18 protein-coding genes are annotated in these 20,376 nt (G+C 70.8%); 12 read left to right on the top strand and 6 right to left on the bottom strand.

The features are described from left to right. Window positions 1-46 precede the first annotated feature (46 nt). Window positions 47-634, bottom strand: coding sequence for a PadR family transcriptional regulator (locus tag K6I33_RS08060; RefSeq protein WP_229349287.1), 588 nt, complete (start codon window positions 632-634; stop codon window positions 47-49). Window positions 635-1,028: 394 nt separating this feature from the next. Here K6I33_RS08060 and K6I33_RS08055 point away from each other — a divergent pair, with 394 nt between their 5' ends. Together K6I33_RS08055 and K6I33_RS08050 are read left to right on the top strand one after the other, a co-directional pair. Further along, entirely contained in the window at window positions 1,029-3,665 is a 2,637-nt protein-coding gene (locus K6I33_RS08055; protein WP_229349285.1) for a transglycosylase domain-containing protein, read from the top strand. 130 nt (window positions 3,666-3,795) lie between these two features. Next, a complete protein-coding gene (locus K6I33_RS08050) occupies window positions 3,796-5,289 on the top strand; it encodes a glycosyltransferase family 87 protein (protein WP_229349283.1) in 1,494 nt (497 codons plus the stop codon). Window positions 5,290-5,325: 36 nt separating this feature from the next. Here the strand turns inward: K6I33_RS08050 and K6I33_RS08045 are convergent, their stop codons facing one another. From K6I33_RS08045 to K6I33_RS08035, 3 genes are all read right to left on the bottom strand, one after another. After that, the gene (locus K6I33_RS08045; RefSeq protein ID WP_229349281.1) at window positions 5,326-6,357 is read right to left on the bottom strand and encodes an alanine racemase; all 1,032 of its coding nucleotides are present in this window, start codon (window positions 6,355-6,357) and stop codon (window positions 5,326-5,328) included. Between the two features lie 45 nt (window positions 6,358-6,402). After that, complete coding sequence (locus K6I33_RS08040; RefSeq protein ID WP_229349279.1) at window positions 6,403-7,521, bottom strand: peptidoglycan bridge formation glycyltransferase FemA/FemB family protein; 1,119 nt, start codon at window positions 7,519-7,521, stop codon at window positions 6,403-6,405. A 101-nt stretch (window positions 7,522-7,622) separates the two neighbouring features. After that, entirely contained in the window at window positions 7,623-7,952 is a 330-nt protein-coding gene (locus K6I33_RS08035; protein ID WP_229349277.1) for a hypothetical protein, read from the bottom strand. Window positions 7,953-8,228: 276 nt separating this feature from the next. Here K6I33_RS08035 and rpsF point away from each other — a divergent pair, with 276 nt between their 5' ends. The 4 genes from rpsF to rplI all read left to right on the top strand — a co-directional run bounded on the left by rpsF (window position 8,229) and on the right by rplI (window position 9,969). Continuing rightward, a complete protein-coding gene (gene rpsF / locus K6I33_RS08030) occupies window positions 8,229-8,519 on the top strand; it encodes a 30S ribosomal protein S6 (protein WP_058045341.1) in 291 nt (96 codons plus the stop codon). A gap of 83 nt (window positions 8,520-8,602) precedes the next feature. Continuing rightward, window positions 8,603-9,193, top strand: coding sequence for a single-stranded DNA-binding protein (locus tag K6I33_RS08025; protein WP_229349275.1), 591 nt, complete (start codon window positions 8,603-8,605; stop codon window positions 9,191-9,193). Between the two features lie 74 nt (window positions 9,194-9,267). Next, window positions 9,268-9,504 (top strand): 30S ribosomal protein S18, encoded by a 237-nt coding sequence (gene rpsR / locus K6I33_RS08020; RefSeq protein ID WP_004950692.1) that lies wholly within the window; start codon window positions 9,268-9,270, stop codon window positions 9,502-9,504. 18 nt (window positions 9,505-9,522) lie between these two features. Then, window positions 9,523-9,969: a 50S ribosomal protein L9 gene (gene rplI, locus K6I33_RS08015; protein WP_229349274.1), complete on the top strand. Its 447-nt coding sequence runs from the start codon at window positions 9,523-9,525 to the stop codon at window positions 9,967-9,969. A 190-nt stretch (window positions 9,970-10,159) separates the two neighbouring features. Here the strand turns inward: rplI and K6I33_RS08010 are convergent, their stop codons facing one another. Beyond that, window positions 10,160-11,500, bottom strand: a complete 1,341-nt coding sequence (locus K6I33_RS08010; RefSeq protein WP_229349272.1) for an MATE family efflux transporter — start codon at window positions 11,498-11,500, stop codon at window positions 10,160-10,162. Window positions 11,501-12,011: 511 nt separating this feature from the next. Here K6I33_RS08010 and dnaB point away from each other — a divergent pair. The 4 genes from dnaB to K6I33_RS07990 all read left to right on the top strand — a co-directional run bounded on the left by dnaB (window position 12,012) and on the right by K6I33_RS07990 (window position 17,101). Beyond that, window positions 12,012-13,469: a replicative DNA helicase gene (gene dnaB / locus K6I33_RS08005; RefSeq protein WP_229349298.1), complete on the top strand. Its 1,458-nt coding sequence runs from the start codon at window positions 12,012-12,014 to the stop codon at window positions 13,467-13,469. 52 nt (window positions 13,470-13,521) lie between these two features. Continuing rightward, window positions 13,522-14,931, top strand: a complete 1,410-nt coding sequence (locus tag K6I33_RS08000) for a serine hydrolase (protein WP_229349270.1) — start codon at window positions 13,522-13,524, stop codon at window positions 14,929-14,931. Window positions 14,932-15,036: 105 nt separating this feature from the next. Next, the gene (locus tag K6I33_RS07995; protein WP_229349268.1) at window positions 15,037-16,164 is read left to right on the top strand and encodes an aminotransferase class V-fold PLP-dependent enzyme; all 1,128 of its coding nucleotides are present in this window, start codon (window positions 15,037-15,039) and stop codon (window positions 16,162-16,164) included. Between the two features lie 187 nt (window positions 16,165-16,351). Continuing rightward, on the top strand, window positions 16,352-17,101 hold the full coding sequence (locus K6I33_RS07990; RefSeq protein WP_229349266.1) for a TetR/AcrR family transcriptional regulator: 750 nt from the start codon (window positions 16,352-16,354) through the stop codon (window positions 17,099-17,101). Window positions 17,102-17,108: 7 nt separating this feature from the next. On the opposite strand, the gene K6I33_RS07985 is transcribed toward K6I33_RS07990, so the two are convergent. Further along, a complete protein-coding gene (locus K6I33_RS07985; RefSeq protein WP_229349264.1) occupies window positions 17,109-17,573 on the bottom strand; it encodes a MarR family winged helix-turn-helix transcriptional regulator in 465 nt (154 codons plus the stop codon). 200 nt (window positions 17,574-17,773) lie between these two features. Here K6I33_RS07985 and K6I33_RS07980 point away from each other — a divergent pair, with 200 nt between their 5' ends. Both K6I33_RS07980 and K6I33_RS07975 read left to right on the top strand, forming a co-directional pair. Then, complete coding sequence (locus K6I33_RS07980) at window positions 17,774-18,994, top strand: MFS transporter (RefSeq protein WP_229349262.1); 1,221 nt, start codon at window positions 17,774-17,776, stop codon at window positions 18,992-18,994. A 128-nt stretch (window positions 18,995-19,122) separates the two neighbouring features. After that, complete coding sequence (locus tag K6I33_RS07975; protein WP_229349259.1) at window positions 19,123-19,755, top strand: HAD family phosphatase; 633 nt, start codon at window positions 19,123-19,125, stop codon at window positions 19,753-19,755. Window positions 19,756-20,376: the final 621 nt, after the last annotated feature.

The following is a 20,376-nucleotide window of genomic DNA, read 5'->3' as shown; positions in this document are numbered from 1 at the left end:
GGTTGCTCCCTGTTTGTACTCGACGTAGCCCTGCGGGGTGCAGGGCTCACTGATCCGGGCCGGGGCGTTTGTCACGCCCGGCCCGCTCGCTCTCGATCAGCTCGTTCAGCCAGCGGACCTCGCGCTCCACGGACTCCATGCCGTGGCGCTGCAGTTCGAGGGTGTAGTCGTCCAGCCGTTCCCGGGTACGGGTCAGAGAGGCGCGCATCTTCTCGAGGCGCTCCTCCAGCCGGCTGCGGCGGCCTTCCAGCACCCGCATCCGTACGTCCCGTGACGTCTGCCCGAAGAACGCGAAGCGGGCGGCGAAGTGCTCGTCCTCCCACGCGTCCGGACCGGTGTGGGCGAGGAGCTCTTCGAAGTGCTCCTTGCCCTCCGCCGTGAGGCGGTAGACGATCTTCGCCCGTCGTCCGGCCAGTGACGCCGCACGGGCGTCCTCCGGGGAGCTTCCGGGTTCCTCGATCAGCCAGCCGTTCGCCACGAGGGACTTCAGGCAGGGATACAGGGAGCCGTAGCTGAACGCGCGGAACACCCCGAGCGAGGTGTTCAGCCTTTTGCGCAGCTCGTAGCCGTGCATCGGGGCCTCGCGGAGCAGGCCGAGGACGGCGAACTCGAGGATGCCGGAGCGTCTGCTCATATGTCGCCTCCTTGTCGCCCACAGCCTAGTTCCTTGTGATCCCTAAATCCTTATTGGTCCCTTATGGCGAGCTGATGTATCGACTCGATACATCCAGACGATAGAACGGGCGATCATCAACGACAAGAGGGGGCACGGTGAACGAGGTCACATCACTGATTCGTGGGACACAAGCGGCCTGATTTGGAGTGAACATCCGCAGTGGGCTGGATTTGGCCGTGCGTAGTCTGTGCGCCATGCAGACCACAGGGAACCGGGTGACGCCCACGGACGTCCTGGACCTGTACGCAGTGCGGCCCACCGGTCAGGGGGGCATGGAGGCCGCACGTCGGGGGGAACGCAAGCCACCCTGCCGCTGTCAGGCGATAGCGCCTGCCCGAGGAGTATTCGTTCGATGAGCGAGCACCGCCGCAAGCCGCCGCAGCCTCAAGGCGGCGGACGAGCCGCGGCCCGTCGCGCGGCCCAGCAGCCGACGCCAGGCCGTCGCGCACCGTCCACCCACTCGTCCGCGCCCGGCGCCGGCCGTGGTGAACCCCCGCACGGCAGCCGCCCGGGGGCCCGCCGCGGGGCTCCGCCGGGCGGGCCGGGCGGGCGCAGACGCTCCCCCGAGCAGGGACTTGGAGGACGAGGACGCCGGGACGGCGGCCGGCCCGGCGCCAAGCGGCTCATCGACTACCCGCGCGCCGGCAAGACCGGGTTCCGGCGCTGGCTTCTGTCCTGGAAGCTCACCGCGGGCCTGATCATCTCGTTCGTGGCCCTGATCCTCGGCAGTGTCGGGGTCGCCCTCGCGGTGGTGCAGGTGCCGAGCGCGCAGAAGGCCGCCGTGGTCCAGAAGAACGTTTACTACTGGGCCGACGGCAAACAGATGGTCGTCGCGGGCGGTGGCAGTCTCAACCGCCAGATCGTGCCGATCTCCCAGATCCCCGTGGCGATGCAGAACGCGGTGATCTCCGCGGAGAACGCCAGCTTCGATCAGGACATGGGCGTCGACCCCATGGGCATCGCCCGTGCCGTCGTGAAGATGGCACAGGGCGGTGAGACCCAGAGTGGCTCGACCATCACCCAGCAGTTCGTGAAGAACACCTATCTGAGCCAGGAGCAGACGCTCAAGCGCAAGATCACCGAGCTTCTGATCTCGGTCAAGGTGGGGGCCACCCAGGACAAGAAGGACATCCTCGCCGGCTACCTCAACACGGCCTACTACGGACGTGGCGCCTACGGCATCCAGGCCGCGGCACGGGCGTACTTCGACAAGGACTGCGCCGACCTGACGCCCAGCGAGAGCGCGTTCCTGTCGGCCACCCTGAACGGCCCGAACCTCTACGACCCGTACGGCGGCCAGGGCCCGGCGGCGACGCCGGAGAAGAACACCAAGCGCGCCACCGACCGCTGGAAGTGGACGCTCGACCGTGAGGTCCAGGTCGGCCGCATGCAGACCCCCGACCACGACAAGTGGGTCGCGGCGGGCTTCCCCAAGGTGCAGAAGCCGAAGCCCGCGACCAACCGCGCCGGCCAGATCGGCTACCTCACCGACCTCGCCGACAACTACATCGTCGCCCACTCCAAGATCAGCAAGGCGGAGCTGGACAAGGGCGGCTACCAGATCTACACCACGTTCGACCGGGACAAGGTGGACGCGCTGTCGAAGTCGGTCGAGGAGGTGCGCAAGGCGAACATCAAGCCGAAGGTGCGCGACGTCGACCAGTTCGTCCAGTTCGGCGGCGCCTCGGTGGAGCCCAAGACCGGCAAGATCGTCGCCATCTACGGCGGCGAGAACGCGCTGGAGCACTTCACCAACAACGCCGACTACACCGGTGTCCAGGTCGGCTCGACGTTCAAGCCGTTCGTCCTGGCCGCGGCGATGACGCACGGCAAGCGCAACCCCGCGCTCGGCCCGAAGCAGGGCGACGGCCAGCGCACGGTCGTCTCGCCGGAGAGCATCTACAACGGCAACAACAAGGTGACCCTGCGGACCTACAACGGCACCGTCTGGCACGACCAGGACGGCAAGGAGTGGCACCAGCCGAACGACGGTGACGAGGACAAGGGTCTCGTCACCCTCCGCACCGCCATGCAGTTCTCGGTGAACACCCCCTACATCCAGCTCGGCATGGACGTGGGCACCGACCTGGTGCAGGAGGCCGCGGTCAAGGCCGGTCTGGACAAGGACCAGCTCGCCTCGCTGACCCCGACCTTCTCGCTGGGCACATCGGCGCCCAGCGCCATCCGGCTGGCCGGCGCCTACGCGACGTTCGCGGCCAGCGGCAAGCAGGTCGACCCCTACTCGGTGACGAAGGTCGAGAAGGACGGCAAGCCGGCCTACGAGCACGAGGAGAAGAGCGCCCAGGCGTTCGACTCCAACGTCGCCAACAACGTCACCGACGTGCTCAGGACCGTCGTCGAGTCGGGCACCGGCACCAAGGCCAAGCTCGGCGACCGCCCGGTGGCGGGCAAGACCGGTACGACCGACGGCAACCGCTCCGCCTGGTTCGCGGGCTACACCCCGCAGCTGTCGACGGCGATCGGCATGTACCGCGTCGACCCCAACGCCAAGAAGCAGGAGTTCCTGTCGATGCGCGGTGTGGGCGGTCAGCCCACCATCCACGGCGCCTCGTTCCCGGCGGAGATCTGGGCGGACTACATGACCGACGCGCTCAAGGGCAAGCCGGTGCTCCAGTTCGACCCGGCGCAGCCGATCGGGCAGAAGGTGTTCGGGGACGGGGCCAGCCCCTCCCCCAGCGCGGTGCCGTCCACGACGCCCTCGGCCCCGGCCTCGCCGTCGGCGTCGCCCTCGAAGTCCCCGTCCGCCTCCCCGTCCCCGAGCGGGTCCTGCGCCCCGTTCGACTTCAAGTGCAAGTTCGGCGGCAACGGCGGGAACAGCGGCAATGGCAACGGCGGCAAGGACGGAGGCGCTTCGGGCGGTCCCGGAGGCCCCGGCGGCGCCGGGGACCCGACCGAGTCGCCGTCGCCGAGCGGGAACCGGCGCCCGCCGAACGGCGGCGGCGGACTGTTCGGAGGACAGAACAACTGATCGTCGTATGAATCCGGCACGGGCTGTCTGAGCTCGGCTTTTCGAGGGCCGTCCCGCGTTCGCGCGGGGCGGCCCTCGCGGTTGTCCACAGGCTCCGCGGGCGCGACCGCGGGTACGGCAGGATGAGGGCATGAGGAGCGCGCGGGACGATCAGCTTGTGCGGCCCACCGTCGAGGACGAGGTGGCCGCGGCCGGCAGTGAGCTCATTGGCGGGCCGGTGGGGCGGCGTGCGCTGATCGGTGCGCACTGGTGGACGCCCGTGCGGGTGATCGCGCTCGTGGCGATCGGGATGTTCGCGCTCGGCATGGTGCAGAAGCTGCCGTGCTACGACCACGGCTGGTTCTTCGGCGCCACCACCCAGTACACCCACGCCTGTTATTCCGACATCCCGCACCTCTACAGCGGCCGGGGCTTCGACCAGGGCCTCCTCCCGTACTTCGACCGGATTCCCCAGTCCGTCGGCGGCGGCATGGACTATCTGGAGTACCCGGTCCTGACCGGGCTGTTCATGGAGGTCGCGGCGCTGCTCACGCCGGGCGGCGGAAGCCTCCAGCACCGCGAGCAGCTGTACTGGTTCGTGAACGCCGGCATGCTCCTGGCCTGCACGGCCGTCATCGTGGTGTGCGTGGCCCGCACCCACCGGCGCCGCCCCTGGGACGCGCTGCTCGTGGCCCTCGCCCCGGCCTTCGCGCTCACGGCCACCGTCAACTGGGACCTCTTCGCGGTCGCCCTGACGGCCGCCGCGATGCTGATGTGGTCCCGTGGGCGCACGGTGCTGCCAGGCGCGCTGATCGGCCTGGCAGCCGCGGCGAAGCTCTATCCCGTGCTGCTGCTGGGGCCGCTGCTCGTCCTGTGCTGGCGTGCCGGGCGGCTGCGGGCCTTCCTCACCACCGCGGGCGGCGCGGTCGCCGCCTGGCTGGCGGTGAACCTTCCGGTCATGTTCACCCATGACGCCACGGGCTTCCACATCCGCGAGGGATGGTCGAAGTTCTACAGCTTCAGCAAGGAACGGCCGGTCGACTTCGGTTCCCTCTGGCTCTTCGTCTCCGAGCGCACCGGCGATCCGCTGGACGACGTCAACGTCTACGCGATACTGCTGATGATCCTCGGCTGCCTCGGCCTGGGCGCCCTCGCGCTGAGCGCCCCCAGGCGCCCGCGCTTCGCTCAGCTGGCCTTCCTGATGGTGGCGCTGTTCGTCCTCGTCAACAAGGTCTATTCACCGCAGTACGTGCTGTGGCTGGTGCCGCTCGCCGCGCTGGGCCGGCCCAAGTGGCGCGACTTCCTGGTCTGGCAGGCCTGTGAGGTCCTGTACTACCTGGCCATCTGGCTCTACCTGGCCTACACCGGCAGCGGCGACAAGCACCAGGGGCTGCCGACGGAGGTCTACCAGCTGGCGATCGTCGTCCACCTGCTGGGCACGCTCTACCTCTGCGCGCTGGTCGTGCGGGACATCCTCAAGCCCGAGCGGGACGTGGTGCGCCGCGACGGTTCGGACGACCCCTCCGGAGGCGTCCTGGACGGGGCCCCGGACATATTCGTCCTCGGCTCCGCGCGCCGGGAGCGGCACGCCGAGCCCTACGAAGGCGCACGCGTCGAATGGGGCGCCGGGAGCCACGACGCCTGAGTCACGGCTCCCGGCCACATCACACGGGGGGTGGAATCAGTGATCGACGACGCGGTCGAACTGCGTGGTGGTGTGCCGCAGATGGGCCACCAGCTCGTCCCCGACCTGCGGAGCGGGGGCGTCGTTCGGCACGAACAGGATGGAGACCTGCATGTGCGGGGGCTCCGCGAACCACCGCTGCTTGCCGGCCCAGACGAAGGGCGACAGATTGCGGTTCATGGTGGCCAGGCCCGCCCGGGCCACGCCCTTGGCGCGCGGCATCATGCCGTGCAGCGCCTTCGGCGCCTCCAGCCCGACGCCGTGCGAGGTGCCGCCGGCCACCACGACCAGGTAGCCGTCACCGGGGGCCTTCTGCTGCCGGTAGCCGAAGCGGTCGCCCTTGGCGACGGGGGTGACGTCCAGGACGGCGCCCCGGTACTGGGTGGCGTCGTGGTCGCCCAGCCACAGCCGGGTGCCGATCCGGGCCCGGAAGCGGGTCTGGGGGAACCGCTGCTGGAGCTCACGGAGCTCCTCCGCCTTGAGGTGGCTGACGAACATCGTGTGCAGCGGCAGATGGGCGTTGCGCAGCCGCTCCATCCAGCCGGTGACCTCGTCGACCCCGCCGCTGCCGTCCGCGTGGTCGAGCGGGAGGTGTATCGCGAAGCCCTCCAGGCGCACGTCCTCGATGGCGGCGTGCAGCTTGGGGAGGTCCTCCTCGCTGATGCCGTGCCGCTTCATGCTGCTCATGACCTCGATGACCACGCGGGCGCCCACCAGCCCGCGCACGCCCTCGACCGAGGAGACGGACCGGATGACCCGGTCCGGCAGCGGCACCGGCTCCTCGCCGAGCCGGAAGGGCGTCAGCACCAGCAGATCGCCGCTGAAGAAGTCCTTGATCCGGGCCGCTTCGTAGGTGGTGCCGACGGCGAGGGTGTCCGCGCCCATGCGCGTGACCTCCTCGGCCAGGCGCTCATTGCTGAAGCCGTAGCCGTTGCCCTTGCAGACGGGGATGATCCCCGGAAACTGCTGGATGACGGACTGCTGGTGTGCCCGCCAGCGCGCGGTGTCGACATAGAGCGTGAGCGCCATGGCCGGTCCCGGAACCTTTCCCTGAGTGTGGATGGAGCTACTGGATCAACGCCGCGACATGTACATGTCGAGAGCCTTGTGGAGCAGCTTGTTGAGCGGGAAGTCCCACTCGCCGAGGTACTCGGCCGCCTGACCGCCCGTGCCGACCTTGAACTGGATCAGGCCGAAGAGGTGGTCGGTCTCCTCCAGCGAGTCGCCGATGCCCCGCAGGTCGTAGACGCTGGCGCCCAGGGCGTAGGCGTCGCGCAGCATCCGCCACTGCATCGCGTTCGACGGACGGACCTCGCGCTTGTGGTTGGCCGAGGCGCCGTAGGAGTACCAGACGTGCCCGCCGACGATCAGCATCGTCGCGGCGGCGACGGCCTCGCCCTCGTGCACGGCGAAGTACAGCCGCATGCGGTTGGGGTCCTCGCTGTTGAGGGCCGTCCACATGCGCTGGAAGTAGCTCAGCGGGCGCGGGCGGAACTTGTCGCGCTCCGCCGTGATCTCGTACAGGTGCTGCCAGGTCGGCAGGTCCTCGTAGCCGCCCTGGACGACCTCGACGCCGGCCTTCTCGGCCTTCTTGATGTTGCGTCGCCACAGCTGGTTGAAGCCCTTGTGGACGTCCTCCAGCGAGCGGCCCTCCAGCGGCACCTGGAAGACGTAGCGAGGCTGGACGTCACCGAAGCCGGCGCCCTCCTCCTCGCCCTGCTGCCAGCCCATCCGGCGCAGCTGGTCGGCCACCTCGAAGGCGCGCGGCTCGATGAAGGTGGCCTCGACGTCGCGCAGGCGCTTGGCGTCGGGGTCGGCGATGCCCTTCTTGATCGCGTCGGCGTCCCAGCGGCGGATCACCACCGGCGGGCCCATCTTCACGGAGAAGGCGCCCTGCTGCTTGAGGTGGGCCAGCATGGGCTCCAGCCAGTCGCGCAGGTTCGGGGCGTACCAGTTGATGACCGGGCCCTCGGGCAGGTAGGCCAGGTAGCGCTTGATCTTGGGGAGCTGCCGGTAGAGGACCAGGCCGGCGCCGACCATCTGGCCGGTCTTGTCGAACCAGCCCAGGTTCTCGGAGCGCCACTCGCCCTTCACATCGGCCCACCCCGGCACCTGCATGTGACTGGCCGCGGGCAGGCTCTGGATGTATGCCAGATGCTGCTCTCGGCTGATTGTCCTCAGGGTCAGGCTCATGCGGGGCGCTCCTCGGCAGGTGTGTCCCCATGGTCGGGGCTCCGGCTCTCGCGCCGAAGCCTACTGCGACAGGGGAGCGCCCCGATTGGGCGTACGGTCCGCTATCCGATCACACCGCCGAAGAGTCCGCCGTGCGCCATGCCCAGGAAGAAGCCGATGGCCGAGGCGCCGAGCCCGATGATCAGCAGAAAGCGCTCGCCGGTGGTGGCCGAGATGAACTGTCCCCAGGCCCCCGTGAGGATGCCCACGAGCCCGCTCCAGGACGAGAGCAGGTGGAGGTTGCTGAACGCCGAGGAGATGAAGGCGAGCGCACCGAGCACGACCGTCACGGCGACGAGGGTGTTCTCGACGGGATGGGGCTTTCCGTCGCTGTTCAGCACTCCGCTGAGCAGCGAGCGGAGCCCGCGGGGCTGTCGTGCTGCCTGTGTCATGGAGGCACCTCCTGAAAGCGGGCGACGCGCTATGGCGCCGGTCACACCCGTCCGTTCCAGACTGGGGGGCCGGGCCGCCCGATTTCAACCGCACGCCGAAGTGCGGGTACTCTGTACGGTCTGCACCGGTGTCTGCCCGGACCCAGCTTCGGTCCCAGGGGCAACCCAGGGACTTTCCGCTGATTGTCAGTGTCCGCCGATACCGTTGTTCACGCATCACGACCCTCCTGCCACGGATCGACCGTGGCCGCTGAGTCCAAAGGAGGTGGGTTCCACATGCGTCACTACGAGGTGATGGTCATCCTCGACCCCGATCTCGAGGAGCGCGCTGTCTCCCCGCTGATCGAGAACTTCCTCTCCGTCGTCCGTGAGGGCAACGGAAAGGTCGAGAAGGTCGACACCTGGGGCCGTCGTCGTCTCTCTTACGAGATCAAGAAGAAGCCCGAGGGCATCTACTCGGTCATCGATCTGCAGGCCACGCCTGCGGTCGTCAAGGAGCTTGACCGCCAGATGAACCTGAACGAGTCGGTCCTCCGGACCAAGGTCCTCCGTCCCGAGACCCACTGAACCTGACGGTTCAGAGGTAATCGGGCTGCAACTCAACGAGTAGCAACAAGCAGCCAGCAGCACACCCGCCGAGAGGTTCATCCATGGCAGGCGAGACCGTCATCACGGTCGTCGGCAATCTCGTCGACGACCCCGAGCTGCGCTTCACCCCGTCCGGTGCGGCGGTCGCGAAGTTCCGTGTCGCGTCCACTCCCCGCACCTTCGACCGCCAGACCAACGAGTGGAAGGACGGCGAAAGCCTCTTCCTCACGTGCTCGGTGTGGCGTCAGGCGGCGGAGAACGTCGCCGAGTCGCTTCAGCGAGGCATGCGCGTCGTCGTGCAGGGCCGTCTGAAGCAGCGGTCCTACGAGGACCGCGAGGGCGTCAAGCGCACGGTCTTCGAGCTCGACGTCGAAGAGGTCGGGCCCAGCCTGAAGAACGCCACGGCGAAGGTCACCAAGACCACGGGTCGCGGTGGCCAGGGTGGCTTTGGCGGCGGCAGCGGTGGTGGCCAGGGTGGCGGCGGCTGGGGCTCCGGCCCCGGCGGCGGCCAGCAGGGCGGCGGGTCTCCCGCCGCCGACGACCCCTGGGCGACCAGCGCTCCGTCCGGCGGCCAGCAGGGCGGCGGCGGAGGTGGCTGGGGCGGCGGCTCCGGCAACTCCGGCGGCGGCTACTCGGACGAGCCGCCCTTCTAGGTCCCCCCGGGGACCCGGGCCCCTGTGGCCCGAGGGCGACAGCACAAAACTTCTTGATTCACAGGAGAGAGACAATGGCGAAGCCGCCCCCGCGCAAGCCCAAGAAGAAGGTCTGCGCGTTCTGCAAGGACAAGACCGCTTACGTGGACTACAAGGACACGAACATGCTGCGGAAGTTCATTTCCGACCGCGGCAAGATCCGTGCCCGTCGCGTGACCGGCAACTGCACTCAGCACCAGCGTGACGTCGCCACGGCCGTGAAGAACAGCCGTGAGATGGCGCTGCTGCCCTACACCTCGTCCGCGCGATAAGGGAAGGGTGACCAACTAATGAAGATCATCCTCACCCACGAGGTCTCCGGCCTCGGCATCGCCGGCGACGTCGTTGACGTCAAGGACGGCTACGCCCGCAACTACCTGGTCCCGCGCGGTTTCGCGATCCGCTGGACCAAGGGTGGCGAGAAGGACGTCGAGCAGATCCGTCGCGCTCGCAAGATCCGCGCGATCGCCACGATCGAGCAGGCCAACGAGGTCAAGGGTCAGCTCGAGGGCGTCAAGGTCCGCCTTGCCGTCCGCGCCGGCGAGGCCGGCCGCCTGTTCGGTTCCGTGACCCAGGCCGACGTCGCTTCCGCGATCAAGGCTTCCGGTGGTCCCGAGGTCGACAAGCGCCGCGTCGAGCTGGGCTCGCCCATCAAGACCCTGGGCGCCCACCAGGTGTCCGTGCGTCTGCACGCCGACGTCGTTGCCAAGCTCGGCATCGAGGTCATCGCCGCCTGACGTTCGCACCAGGCAGCTGTCGAAGGGCCGCATCCCGCAAGGGGTGCGGCCCTTCCGCCGTTCAGCGGAACGGTTTCACCTGAATGGACCCGGCGGGCCCGCACCGGCCCGCACCGGCTTGAACCTGCCCGCACCGGCTTGCGCGGACCTGCTTCCGGGCGGGGGTGCCGGGCGGCGGGGGCCGGGGCCGTCAGCCCCGTACGGCCCCGGTGACGATCCAGCGGCCCGAGCGCGCCCGGAGCCACAGGGTCACCAGCCGGGCTGCCATCATCAGCGTCATGGCCCACCACAGCGCCGTCAGGCCGCCCCCGAGGCCGGGGACCAGCAGGGCCGCCGGTGCGAAGACGGCAAGGACCACCAGCATCGCCCGGGCCAGGTAGGACCCGTCCCCGGCGCCCATCAGCACCCCGTCCAGGACGAAGACCACCCCGGCGACGGGCTGCCCCACGGCGACCACCAGCAGGGCGGGCAGCAGGGCGTCCCGTACGGCCGGGTCCGAGGTGAACAGCGGGATGAACGCTGGCCGGCCCGCCACCACCAGGACCCCCAGCACCACACCGGAGGCGATGCCCCACTGCACCATGCGGCGGCAGGCGGCCCGTGCCCCGGCGGTGTCCCCGGCGCCCAGATGGCGGCCTATGATCGCCTGCCCGGCTATGGCTATGGCGTCCAGCGCGAAAGCCAGGAGGTTCCACAGGGAGAGCACGACCTGGTGCGCGGCGATGTCGGTGTCGCCGAGCCGTGCCGCCACCGCCGTGGCGATCATGAGGATGGCGCGCAGCGAGAGGGTGCGCACCAGCAGGGGCGCACCGGCCCGGGCGCAGGCCCTTATCCCCGCGGCGTCGGGCCGGAGCGAGGCGCCGTGCCGCCGGGCTCCCCGGACGACGACGGTGAGGTAGACGGCGGCCATGGCGCACTGGGCGAGCACCGTCCCCCAGGCGGATCCGGCGATCCCCAGGCCCGCGCCGTAGACGAGCGCCACGTTGAGTGCGGCGTTGGCGATGAATCCGCCGATGGCGACGTACAGCGGCGTCCTGGTGTCCTGGAGGCCGCGCAGCACTCCGGTGGCGGCGAGGACGGTGAGCATCGCCGGGATGCCCAGCGCGCTGATCCGCAGATAGGTGGTGGCGTACGGGGCGGCCGTGGCGGAGGCGCCGAAGGCCTGGGTGAGGAGTGGGGCGGTGGCCAGCACGGCGGCGGTGACCACCGCCCCGAGTATCAGCGCCAGCCAGATGCCGTCCATGCCCTGCCGGATGGCGGCCGGGAGGTCGCCGGCGCCGACCCGGCGGGCCACGGCGGCGGTGGTGGCGTAGGCGAGGAAGACGAAGACGCTGACGGCCGTGGTGAGCAGCGCGGCGGCGATGCCGAGGCCCGCGAGCTGGGAGGTGCCGAGATGGCCCACGATGGCGCTGTCGGCCATCAGGAAGAGGGGCTCCGCGACGAGGGCGCCGAAGGCCGGGACGGCCAGGGCTATGATCTCGCGGTCGTGCCGGCGGACGTCTGGCCGGACGGGCGCGGGGGCCTGGGGCACGGAGTCCCTCCCATCTTCCACAGGTAATCAGTGCATACAGCTTAGGACCCTTACCGGGCGGGGTGGTGCGCGATCTTCTCTGCGCCGTTTGTCGTGATCTCGGGCCAACCGGGAAAGTTTTTCTCCTCAACAGCCGGTGGATGACAAAGTCGCAGGTCAGAGCGGTGCGGTGGAGGCGATTGTGTGTTTGTCCACAGTGCTTTCCCCCGGCCCGTGCACAGGTTACGGGGACTTCTCCACAGACTGAGGCCGCTCATCCACATGCCCTGTGGATAACCAGATTGGCTGACGGTGCCCGCGGCCCTACCGTGGACCGGCGCCTGCCGTCCGTCTTCCGCTCCGTCATCGCTTCGCGAACCTCACGGGTCCGACACGAACCCGCCGCGAACTCGACGCGCCAGAACCGGAGTCGGGCGTCCTATTTGTCAGAGCCGTGCCGTAAGAAGGAGTGGCACGGCGAGGTCCGCTCGGCGGACGGGAGGAGGTGGCCCGGGTGAGCATTCCCGAGCCCATGGACGACGGCCCGTGGGGCGACAGCGGCCCCGGTGACCGGCTCCCCTTCCCCCGCTCCCGGCGCGGTGACGGCAAGGGTCGTGGCGAGCAGCACGACCGGGGCGACGAGGGCTCCTGGGAGCGGAGCAGCGGCTTCGAGCGCGTGCCCCCGCAGGATCTGGACGCGGAGCAGTCCGTCCTCGGCGGCATGCTGCTGTCGAAGGACGCCATCGCCGACGTGGTCGAGGTCCTCAAGGGCCATGACTTCTACCGCCCGGCCCACGAGACGGTCTACCAGGCCATCCTCGACCTGTACGCCAAGGGCGAGCCCGCCGACCCCATCACCGTCGCCGCCGAGCTCACCAAGCGCGGTGAGCTCACCAAGGTCGGTGGCGCGGCGTATCTGCACACCCTGGTGCAGTCGGTGCCGACCGCGGCCAACGCCGAGTACTACGCCGAGATCGTCCACGAGCGCGCGGTCCTGCGCCGCCTGGTCGAGGCCGGCACGCGCATCACGCAGATGGGGTACGCGGCCGACGGCGACGTCGACGACATCGTCAACAAGGCCCAGGCCGAGGTCTACGCCGTCACCGAGCAGCGCACCAGCGAGGACTACCTCCCGCTCGGCGACATCATGGAGGGCGCGCTCGACGAGATCGAGGCGATCGGCTCCCGCAGCGGTGAGATGACCGGTGTCCCCACGGGCTTCACCGATCTCGACGCCCTGACGAACGGCCTCCACCCCGGCCAGATGATCGTCATCGCGGCCCGTCCCGCCATGGGCAAGTCGACCCTCGCGCTGGACTTCGCCCGCGCCTGTTCGATCAAGCACAACATGCCGAGCGTGATCTTCTCGCTCGAAATGGGGCGCAACGAGATCGCGATGCGTCTGCTGTCCGCCGAGGCCCGCGTCGCCCTCCACCACATGCGCTCCGGCTCGATGACGGACGACGACTGGACCCGGCTCGCCCGCCGGATGCCCGACGTCTCCGCCGCCCCGCTCTTCATCGACGACTCGCCGAACCTGTCGATGATGGAGATCCGCGCCAAGTGCCGCCGGCTGAAGCAGCGCAGCGGCATCAAGCTCGTGATCATCGACTATCTCCAGCTGATGCAGGCCGGTGGCGCCAAGCGCGCCGAGAGCCGGCAGCAGGAGGTCTCGGACATGTCCCGTAACCTCAAGCTGCTCGCCAAGGAGCTGGAGCTCCCGGTCATCGCGCTCTCCCAGCTGAACCGTGGCCCCGAGCAGCGTACGGACAAGAAGCCGATGGTGTCCGACCTGCGAGAGTCCGGTTCCATCGAGCAGGACGCCGACATGGTCATCCTGCTTCACCGCGAGGACGCCTACGAGAAGGAGTCGCCCCGCGCGGGCGAGGCGGACATCATCGTCGGCAAGCACCGTAACGGCCCCACCGCCACGATCACCGTGGCCTTCCAGGGCCACTACTCCCGCTTCGTCGACATGGCGCAGACCTAGCGGCGGAAGCCCCTCGGGCGTCCGGGGAGAACACCTGGCTAGGGTGCGGGACATGACTGTCTCGCGCGAAGTGCCCAAGGAAGAGCTCCCGGACGCCGCACTCCTCGACGAGCTCCTTCCGACGACCCGGCGCGCGCTGCTGCACCGTGTCGCCACCGGCCAGGCCGAGGGCCGCGCGCCCTCGCTGGTGGGCGCGGTGACGCGGAACGGGCGCATGGTGTGGTCCGCCGGGCGGGGCGACGTGGCCGGGGAGACCCCCGGTGCCGGCATGCAGTACCGGATCGGCTCGATCACCAAGTCCCTCGTCGCCGTTCTCGTCATGCGGCTGCGCGACGAGGGGCTGATCGGCCTCGACGAGCCGCTCGGGACGTACCTGGACACACCCGAGGGCGGCGGGGCGACCATCGCCCAACTGCTGTCGCACACCTCCGGACTGGCGGCGGAGGCGCGTGGCCCCTGGTGGGAGCGTACGGACGGCGCTCTGCGCCCCGAGCTCGTGGACATCTTCGGCGAGCGCCCCCAGCGCCACCCCGCAGGGCGCCTCCACCACTACTCCAACCCCGGATACGCGCTGCTCGGCGCGCTGGTGGAGCGGCTGCGCGGTGAGCACTGGTACGAGGTGCTGCGCCGGGAGGTGCTGGTGCCGCTGGGCATGCTCCGTACGACCCTCGGGCCCGAGGCGCCGTACGCCGAGGGCCGGGCCGTGCACCCCTGGGCGGACGTGCTGCTCCCCGAACCCGCGGTGGACACCGGCCGCATGGCGCCGGCCGGGCAGCTCTGGTCCACGGCCGCCGACCTGTGCCGCTTCGCGGAGCTCCTGCTGAACGGCGACGACCGGGTGCTCAGGGCGAGCACGGTGGCGGAGATGCGGACGCCGCGGACCGAGCCCCAGGGGCCGGACTGGATGGGCGGCTACGGCCTGGGCCTCCAGCTGACGCGCCATGACGGCCGGGTCCTGTACGGGCACACGGGCTCGATGCCGGGCTTCGTGGCGTCGCTGTGGGCCGACCCCGAGGAGGGCGTCGCGGCCGTGGCACTGAGCAACCTCACCTCGTTCTTCGGCGTGGTCCCCCTCGTGACGGACCTCGTGCGCACGGTCGTCGAGCACGAGCCCCGGATCCCGGAGCCCTGGCGCCCGCTCGACGGCGCGGACCCGGCCCTGCTGGAGCTGACCGGGCCCTGGTACTGGGGCGCCACCCCGTTCGTCCTGCGCCTGGCCGCCGACCGGGGGCTGCGGCTCGGCCCGGTGGGGAACGGCGGGCGCGCCGCGCGCTTCCGCGCCGAGGAGGACGGCACCTGGACAGGGCTCGACGGCTACTACGCGGGCGAGACCCTGCGGGCCGTGCGCCGCGAGGACGGCACGGTGGGCCATCTCGACCTCGGCACCTTCGTCTTCACCCGTGAGCCCTACGAGCCCGGGGACGCGGTGCCGGGCGGCGTTGACGCAGGGGGCTGGGGATAGTCGGATTGTCGGCATGGCTGGGGGTGCGGACATGGAGTCGAGACGTAGAGTCGACGGGAGATTGGCGGGCGCCGCGACGCGGCGCGACATCCCCTGGAAGGCACCGTGACCGCGAACACCGCACCGGACCTGCTCGACTTCGCGCCTCTCGGCGCGGGCCACTTCGCTCGGATCGAGGACAAGGTCGCGGCGCTGATGCGCACGCGCGAGACCGTCGTCGCCATGCAGGGCGAGGCACTGCTCCCCCTGGAGGCGTGCATCCGCTCGGCCGTGCGTCCCGGCAGCACCGCGCTGAACATCATCACCGGCCCGTACGGCGAGACGTTCGGCGGCTGGCTGCGCTCCTGCGGCGCCGAAGTGGTGACCGTGAGCGCGCCGTTCAGCGGGGCGGTCACCGCCGAGCAGGTGGCCGAGGCGCTGCGCGCGCGCCCCGGGATCGACTTCGTCAGCCTGGTGCACGCCGAGGCGGCGACCGGCAACACCAACCCCGTCGCCGAGATCGCCGAGGTCGTCCGTGAGCACGGCGCCCTGCTGATGCTGGACGCCGTCGCCTCCGTCGCCGCCGAGCCGCTGCTCACCGACGAGTGGGGCGTTGACCTGTGCGTCATCGGCGGCCAGAAGGCCATGGCGGGCCCGGCCGGGGTCTCCGTCGTCTCCGTGAGCGCCCGTGCCTGGGAGCGCATCGCCGCCAACGAGCAGGCGCCGCGCCGCTCCTACCTCTCCCTGCTGGACTGGAAGGAGCGCTGGATCGACGGCGGCCGCGCCGCCCTCCCGCACGCGCCGGCCCAGCTGGAGATGCTCGCGCTGGAGCAGGCCGCCGACCGCATCGCCGCGGACGGCCTGGACAGCGTGATCGCCCGTCACCGCGCCGCCTCCGCGGCCACGCGCGCGGGCGTACGGGTGCTGGGCGCGCTCGCGCCCTACGTCATCCGCGACGAGGACGCCGCGCCCGCCGCCACCACGCTGCGCGCCCCCGACGGCGTCGACGCCCGCGACGTCGTGGCGGCCGCCCTGGCGGCCGACGCGTCCGTGCCCGTCCAGGCGGCCGGGGGCACGCTCGCGACGGAGATGATCCGGGTCAACCACTACGGCCTCGACGCGGACCGGGAGGTCGTGCTCGGCTCGCTGGCGGCGCTCGCCGAGGGGCTGCGCGCCCTGGGCGTTCCGGTCACGGACGAGGACGGTGCCCTGGCGGCCGCGGGCAAGGCCTGGGACGCGGTGATCCACGGCTGACCGTACGGCGTGGCCGTACCGGGCCGCGTCGCCGCATCGAGCCGCTGCCTGCGCTTCACGCGTCGGCAGCGGCTCTTTTCTTATGTGCTTTTGCCCTGGTATGGCGCTGCGGGTCCTCACTCAGCCGCACGGATAAAATCGGAACCCCAGTCCCGTTTCCCTCCCAGGCATCCCGGAGCTCAGACGCATGGCACAGCGCAGGATCGCGACGACCGCTTCGCCGGCCTCCCAGCCGCTGCGCTCGGACGCCCGCCGCAACCGCGCGCTGGTCCTCCAGGCGGCCCGATCGGCCTTCGAGGAAGCGGGGTTGGCGGTGCCGCTGGGGGAGATCGCGCGCCGGGCGGGGGTGGGCGCGGGTACCGTCTACCGCCATTTCCCTTCCAAGGACGCCCTGTTCAGGGCCACGGTCGTGGACCGGGTGCGGCTCTTCACCGATACGGCACGGGAGTTGGCGCACGCGGATGACCCCGGCCAGGTGTTCTATCGCTATCTGGCGGCCGTCGTGCGGCTGTCCGTGCGGAACAAAGGTCTCTGCGACGCGCTGGAGGGCAGTTTCGAGCCCTCTCCCGGGGTCGAGGCGGACTTCCGGGAGGCGCTCGCCGTCCTGCTGGAACGGGCCCAACAGGCGGGTGCGGTACGGAAGGACGTGTCCGTCGGTGATGTGACGGCCCTGCTCATGGGGTGTCTGACGATGGAGCAGCGGCGGGGCCCGGGGACGGCGCCGGGCCGGATGACCGCGCTGGCGTGCGACAGCCTCCGCCCGGGGCGTCATGTGACGAAACTCCCCCCGAATCCGGCCCCGGAGCGTAACGAAACCCGGTGTGCCGTGTGCGGCGGGCCGGTGGCCGCCGCTCGTACGGGCCGGCCCGCCCGGTACTGCGCCGCGGCCTGCAGGCAGAAGGCGCACCGGGAGCGGGCCCGCTCCCGCGACGTCTGACGGGCGGCTACGAGGCGGTGGGGGCGATGGACTCCACCGCGGCGACCAGCGGGGCGAGCTCGGTCCGGTTCGCGGCCTCGTCCAGCGCCTCGCGCAGGGCCGTGTCGTTGGTGGGGCGGGCCTCTTCGAGAAGGGCGCGTCCGGCGTCCGTGACGTCGGTGTAGATGCCGCGCCGGTCGGTGAGGCAGAGGTAGCGCGTGAGCAGGCCGCGGTCCTCGAGGCGGGTGACCAGGCGCGTCGTCGCGGACTGGCTGAGGACGACGGCGTCCGCCACCTCGTTCATCCGCAGGTGGCCGCCCTCGCCATCGTGCTGGCGGTTGAGGACGTCGAGCACGGAGAACTCGCGCACGCTCAGCTCGTGGTGGGCCTGGAGGGCGCGCTCTATGTGCGCCTCGATCCGGCTGTGCAGCGCCGAGAGGGCGCACCAGCCCTGCGCCAGGCCGGCCAGGGCGGGATCCAGGGTGCGGGACATGGGTGAAGCCCTCCTTCGGGGACGTCCGAGCGTGCCGTCCGCGCGTGCCCGTGCGGTCACGACCAGCGTATCTCCCTCACGCAATAGCCCGCGCTTGCAAGTAAATGCGTCTGCAATTATTGTGGAGGCCGGTAGAAATCGGCCGCAACCACCTGGCCGGAAGGTTCTCCCCTGCCTCGATCCCGTACGAAGGACCCCCCATGCCCCTCGCCCTCCTGGCGCTCGCCATCGGCGCCTTCGGAATCGGCACCACCGAATTCGTCACCTCGGGACTGCTCCCCGACATCGCGGCGGACTTCGGGGTGTCCATCCCGACCGCCGGCCTCCTGACCACCGGATATGCCCTCGGCGTCGTCGTCGGGGCCCCGGTCCTGGCCGTCGTCGGCGGCCGTGTCGCGCGCAAGACGATGCTGATGGCCCTGATGGGCCTCTTCGTCGCGGGGAACGTGATCTCGGCCGCCGCGCCCGCCTTCGAGGTGATGCTCGCCGGGCGCATCGTCGCCTCGCTCGCGCACGGCGCGTTCTTCGGCATCGGCGCGATCGTGGCCGCCGGGCTCGTCGCCCCGCAGAAGAAGGCGGGCGCGATAGCGATGATGTTCACCGGGCTGACCACCTCGACCGTGGTGGGCGTGCCCCTGGGCACCTTCGTCGGCCAGCACGCCGGCTGGCGGGTCACCTTCCTGATCATCGCCGGGCTGGGCGTGCTCGCCGTCCTGGGCATCGCGGCCCTCGTTCCCCGGCAGCCGCGCCCCGAGCGGACCAGGCTCAGCGGCGAGACGGCCGCCTTCCGCAACCCCCAGGTGCTGCTCGCCATGGCGATGACGGTCCTCGGCTTCGGCGGCGTCTTCACCCTGAGCACCTACCTGGCCCCGCTGGTCACCGACGTCGCCGGCTACGCGCCCTCGTCCGTCACCTGGCTGCTCGTCCTCTTCGGCCTCGGCATGCTGGTGGGCAACCTCATCGGCGGCAAGTACGCGGACCGCGCGCTGATGCCCATGCTCTTCACCGCCCTCGGCGGGCTCACGCTCCTGCTCGCCCTGCTGCCCCTCACCGCCCACAGCAAGATCGCCACCGCGGTCGTCATCCCGCTCATCGGCGCCTTCGGCTTCGCCACCGTGCCGCCGCTCCAGAAGCGGGTCCTGGACCAGACCGCCGACGCCCCCACCCTCGCCTCCGCCGTCAACATCGGCGCCTTCAACCTGGGCAACGCCATGGCCGCCTGGCTCGGCGGGCTCGTGATATCCGCCGGATTCGGCTACACCGCGCCCAACTGGGTCGGCTCCGGGATGGCCGCGACCGCGCTGCTCCTCGCCCTGCTCTCCGCGTCGCTGGAGCGACGCACGGGCCGGGGCGGGCGGATCGTGGCTGCGGGGCCGAAGCCGGTGGCCTCCGAGACGGAGCGCGTGGCGGCCGGCCGCTGACGTCGCCCGCTCCCGGCGCCCCGGACGGTCCCGGCGCCCGGGCCCAGCGCGTCGGACCTGCCCTGGCCCTGGCTCCGGGACCGGCCCCGGGCGCGTTTCCCCCGTCAGGCCGCCTAGGCTCGGTGGGCATGACGAGACTGCACCTGTTCGACCTGGACGGAACGCTCATCCACGGCTCCGCCGCGGCTGTCGAGATATCCCGGCAGCTCGGCCTGGAGAAAGAGATCGGCGAGCTGGAGAGGGCCTTCGCCACGGGGGAACTGGTGCCGTCCCGGTTCGCCCAACTGGCCGTGGAGCTCTGGGCCGAGCTGACGGAGACGCAGGTCACGGCCGCCTTCGACGGGGCTCCCTGGCTGGCCGGCATCCAGGAGGTGTGGGCCGCCATCCGGGCCCGAGGTGAGCGCTGCGCGGTGATCTCTCTGTCGCCGGGCTTTTTCGTCGAACGCCTGCTGGACTGGGGCGCCGACGCGGCCCACGGCTCGCGCTGGCCCTCGGTGCCGTTCCGCGATCCGGTGGACCCGGTGGGGATCCTCGACGCCTCGGCGAAGGTGCGGATAGCCGACGAGCTCTGCGAGCGGTACGGGCTGGGCCGCGCCGACTGCGTGGCCTACGGGGACTCGATGTCGGACGCGCGGCTCTTCGCCGCGGTGCCGGTCTCGGTCGCGGTCAACGCGGATCACCACGTGCGGGACATCGCCTCGTACGCGTACGACGGCCGTGACCTCCGGGAGGCGTACGCGCTGGCCGGCGGCCGCCTCTAGCCGACGCCGACCGGAAGCCGGTCGGACGCCGGCCGGAAGGACGGGCGCGGTCGCCCCGCGCCACGCCGGATTGGGACAGCCTAGCCCCAACCGGCGCCCCATTACCTCGAGTTCACGGAAGACACCCGGTATCGGGGACCCGGGGTGCCATGCTGCGAGCACGGGAACAGCGACTCATCAGCAGCGCGGGGAATCGCGGAAACCTTCCCGCCCTCTTCGGCGGAAGCGCGCGGCCCGGCCGGGAAACGCTCGAGGCGAGGCAACCATGAACGCTCCGACCACCCCGCCGACCCATGGCGGCGCGTCCGGACCGGGAGGTGAGAGGAACCGGTTCACCCCGGCCGGGGCGTCATGGACGACGGAGGCGGCGGGACTATCGGCATCGGGGTTACCCACACCGGGGTTACCCGCACCAGGGATATCCGCACCGGGCGGGTTACCGCCCGCGGGGGAGGGGCGTGAGGCGGCGCCTACTGCAGCCCGCCCCAGGACCCCGGTCCATGACCGCCATCCGTCCCTGGACGACCGCTGGCAGCCGCTGGCGTGCCGCGTCCACGCGCGCGAGCACGAACGCCCGGCCGAGGAGCCCCCCGCGAGCCGCCCGGCCCCGCCCTCCGCCCC

The sequence above is a fragment of the Streptomyces sp. UNOB3_S3 genome (assembly GCF_020740895.1).
In the GTDB taxonomy this organism is placed as follows: domain Bacteria; phylum Actinomycetota; class Actinomycetes; order Streptomycetales; family Streptomycetaceae; genus Streptomyces.
Note: the sequence above shows the minus strand (reverse complement) of the source record. Positions and strands in the feature narration are given on the sequence as shown.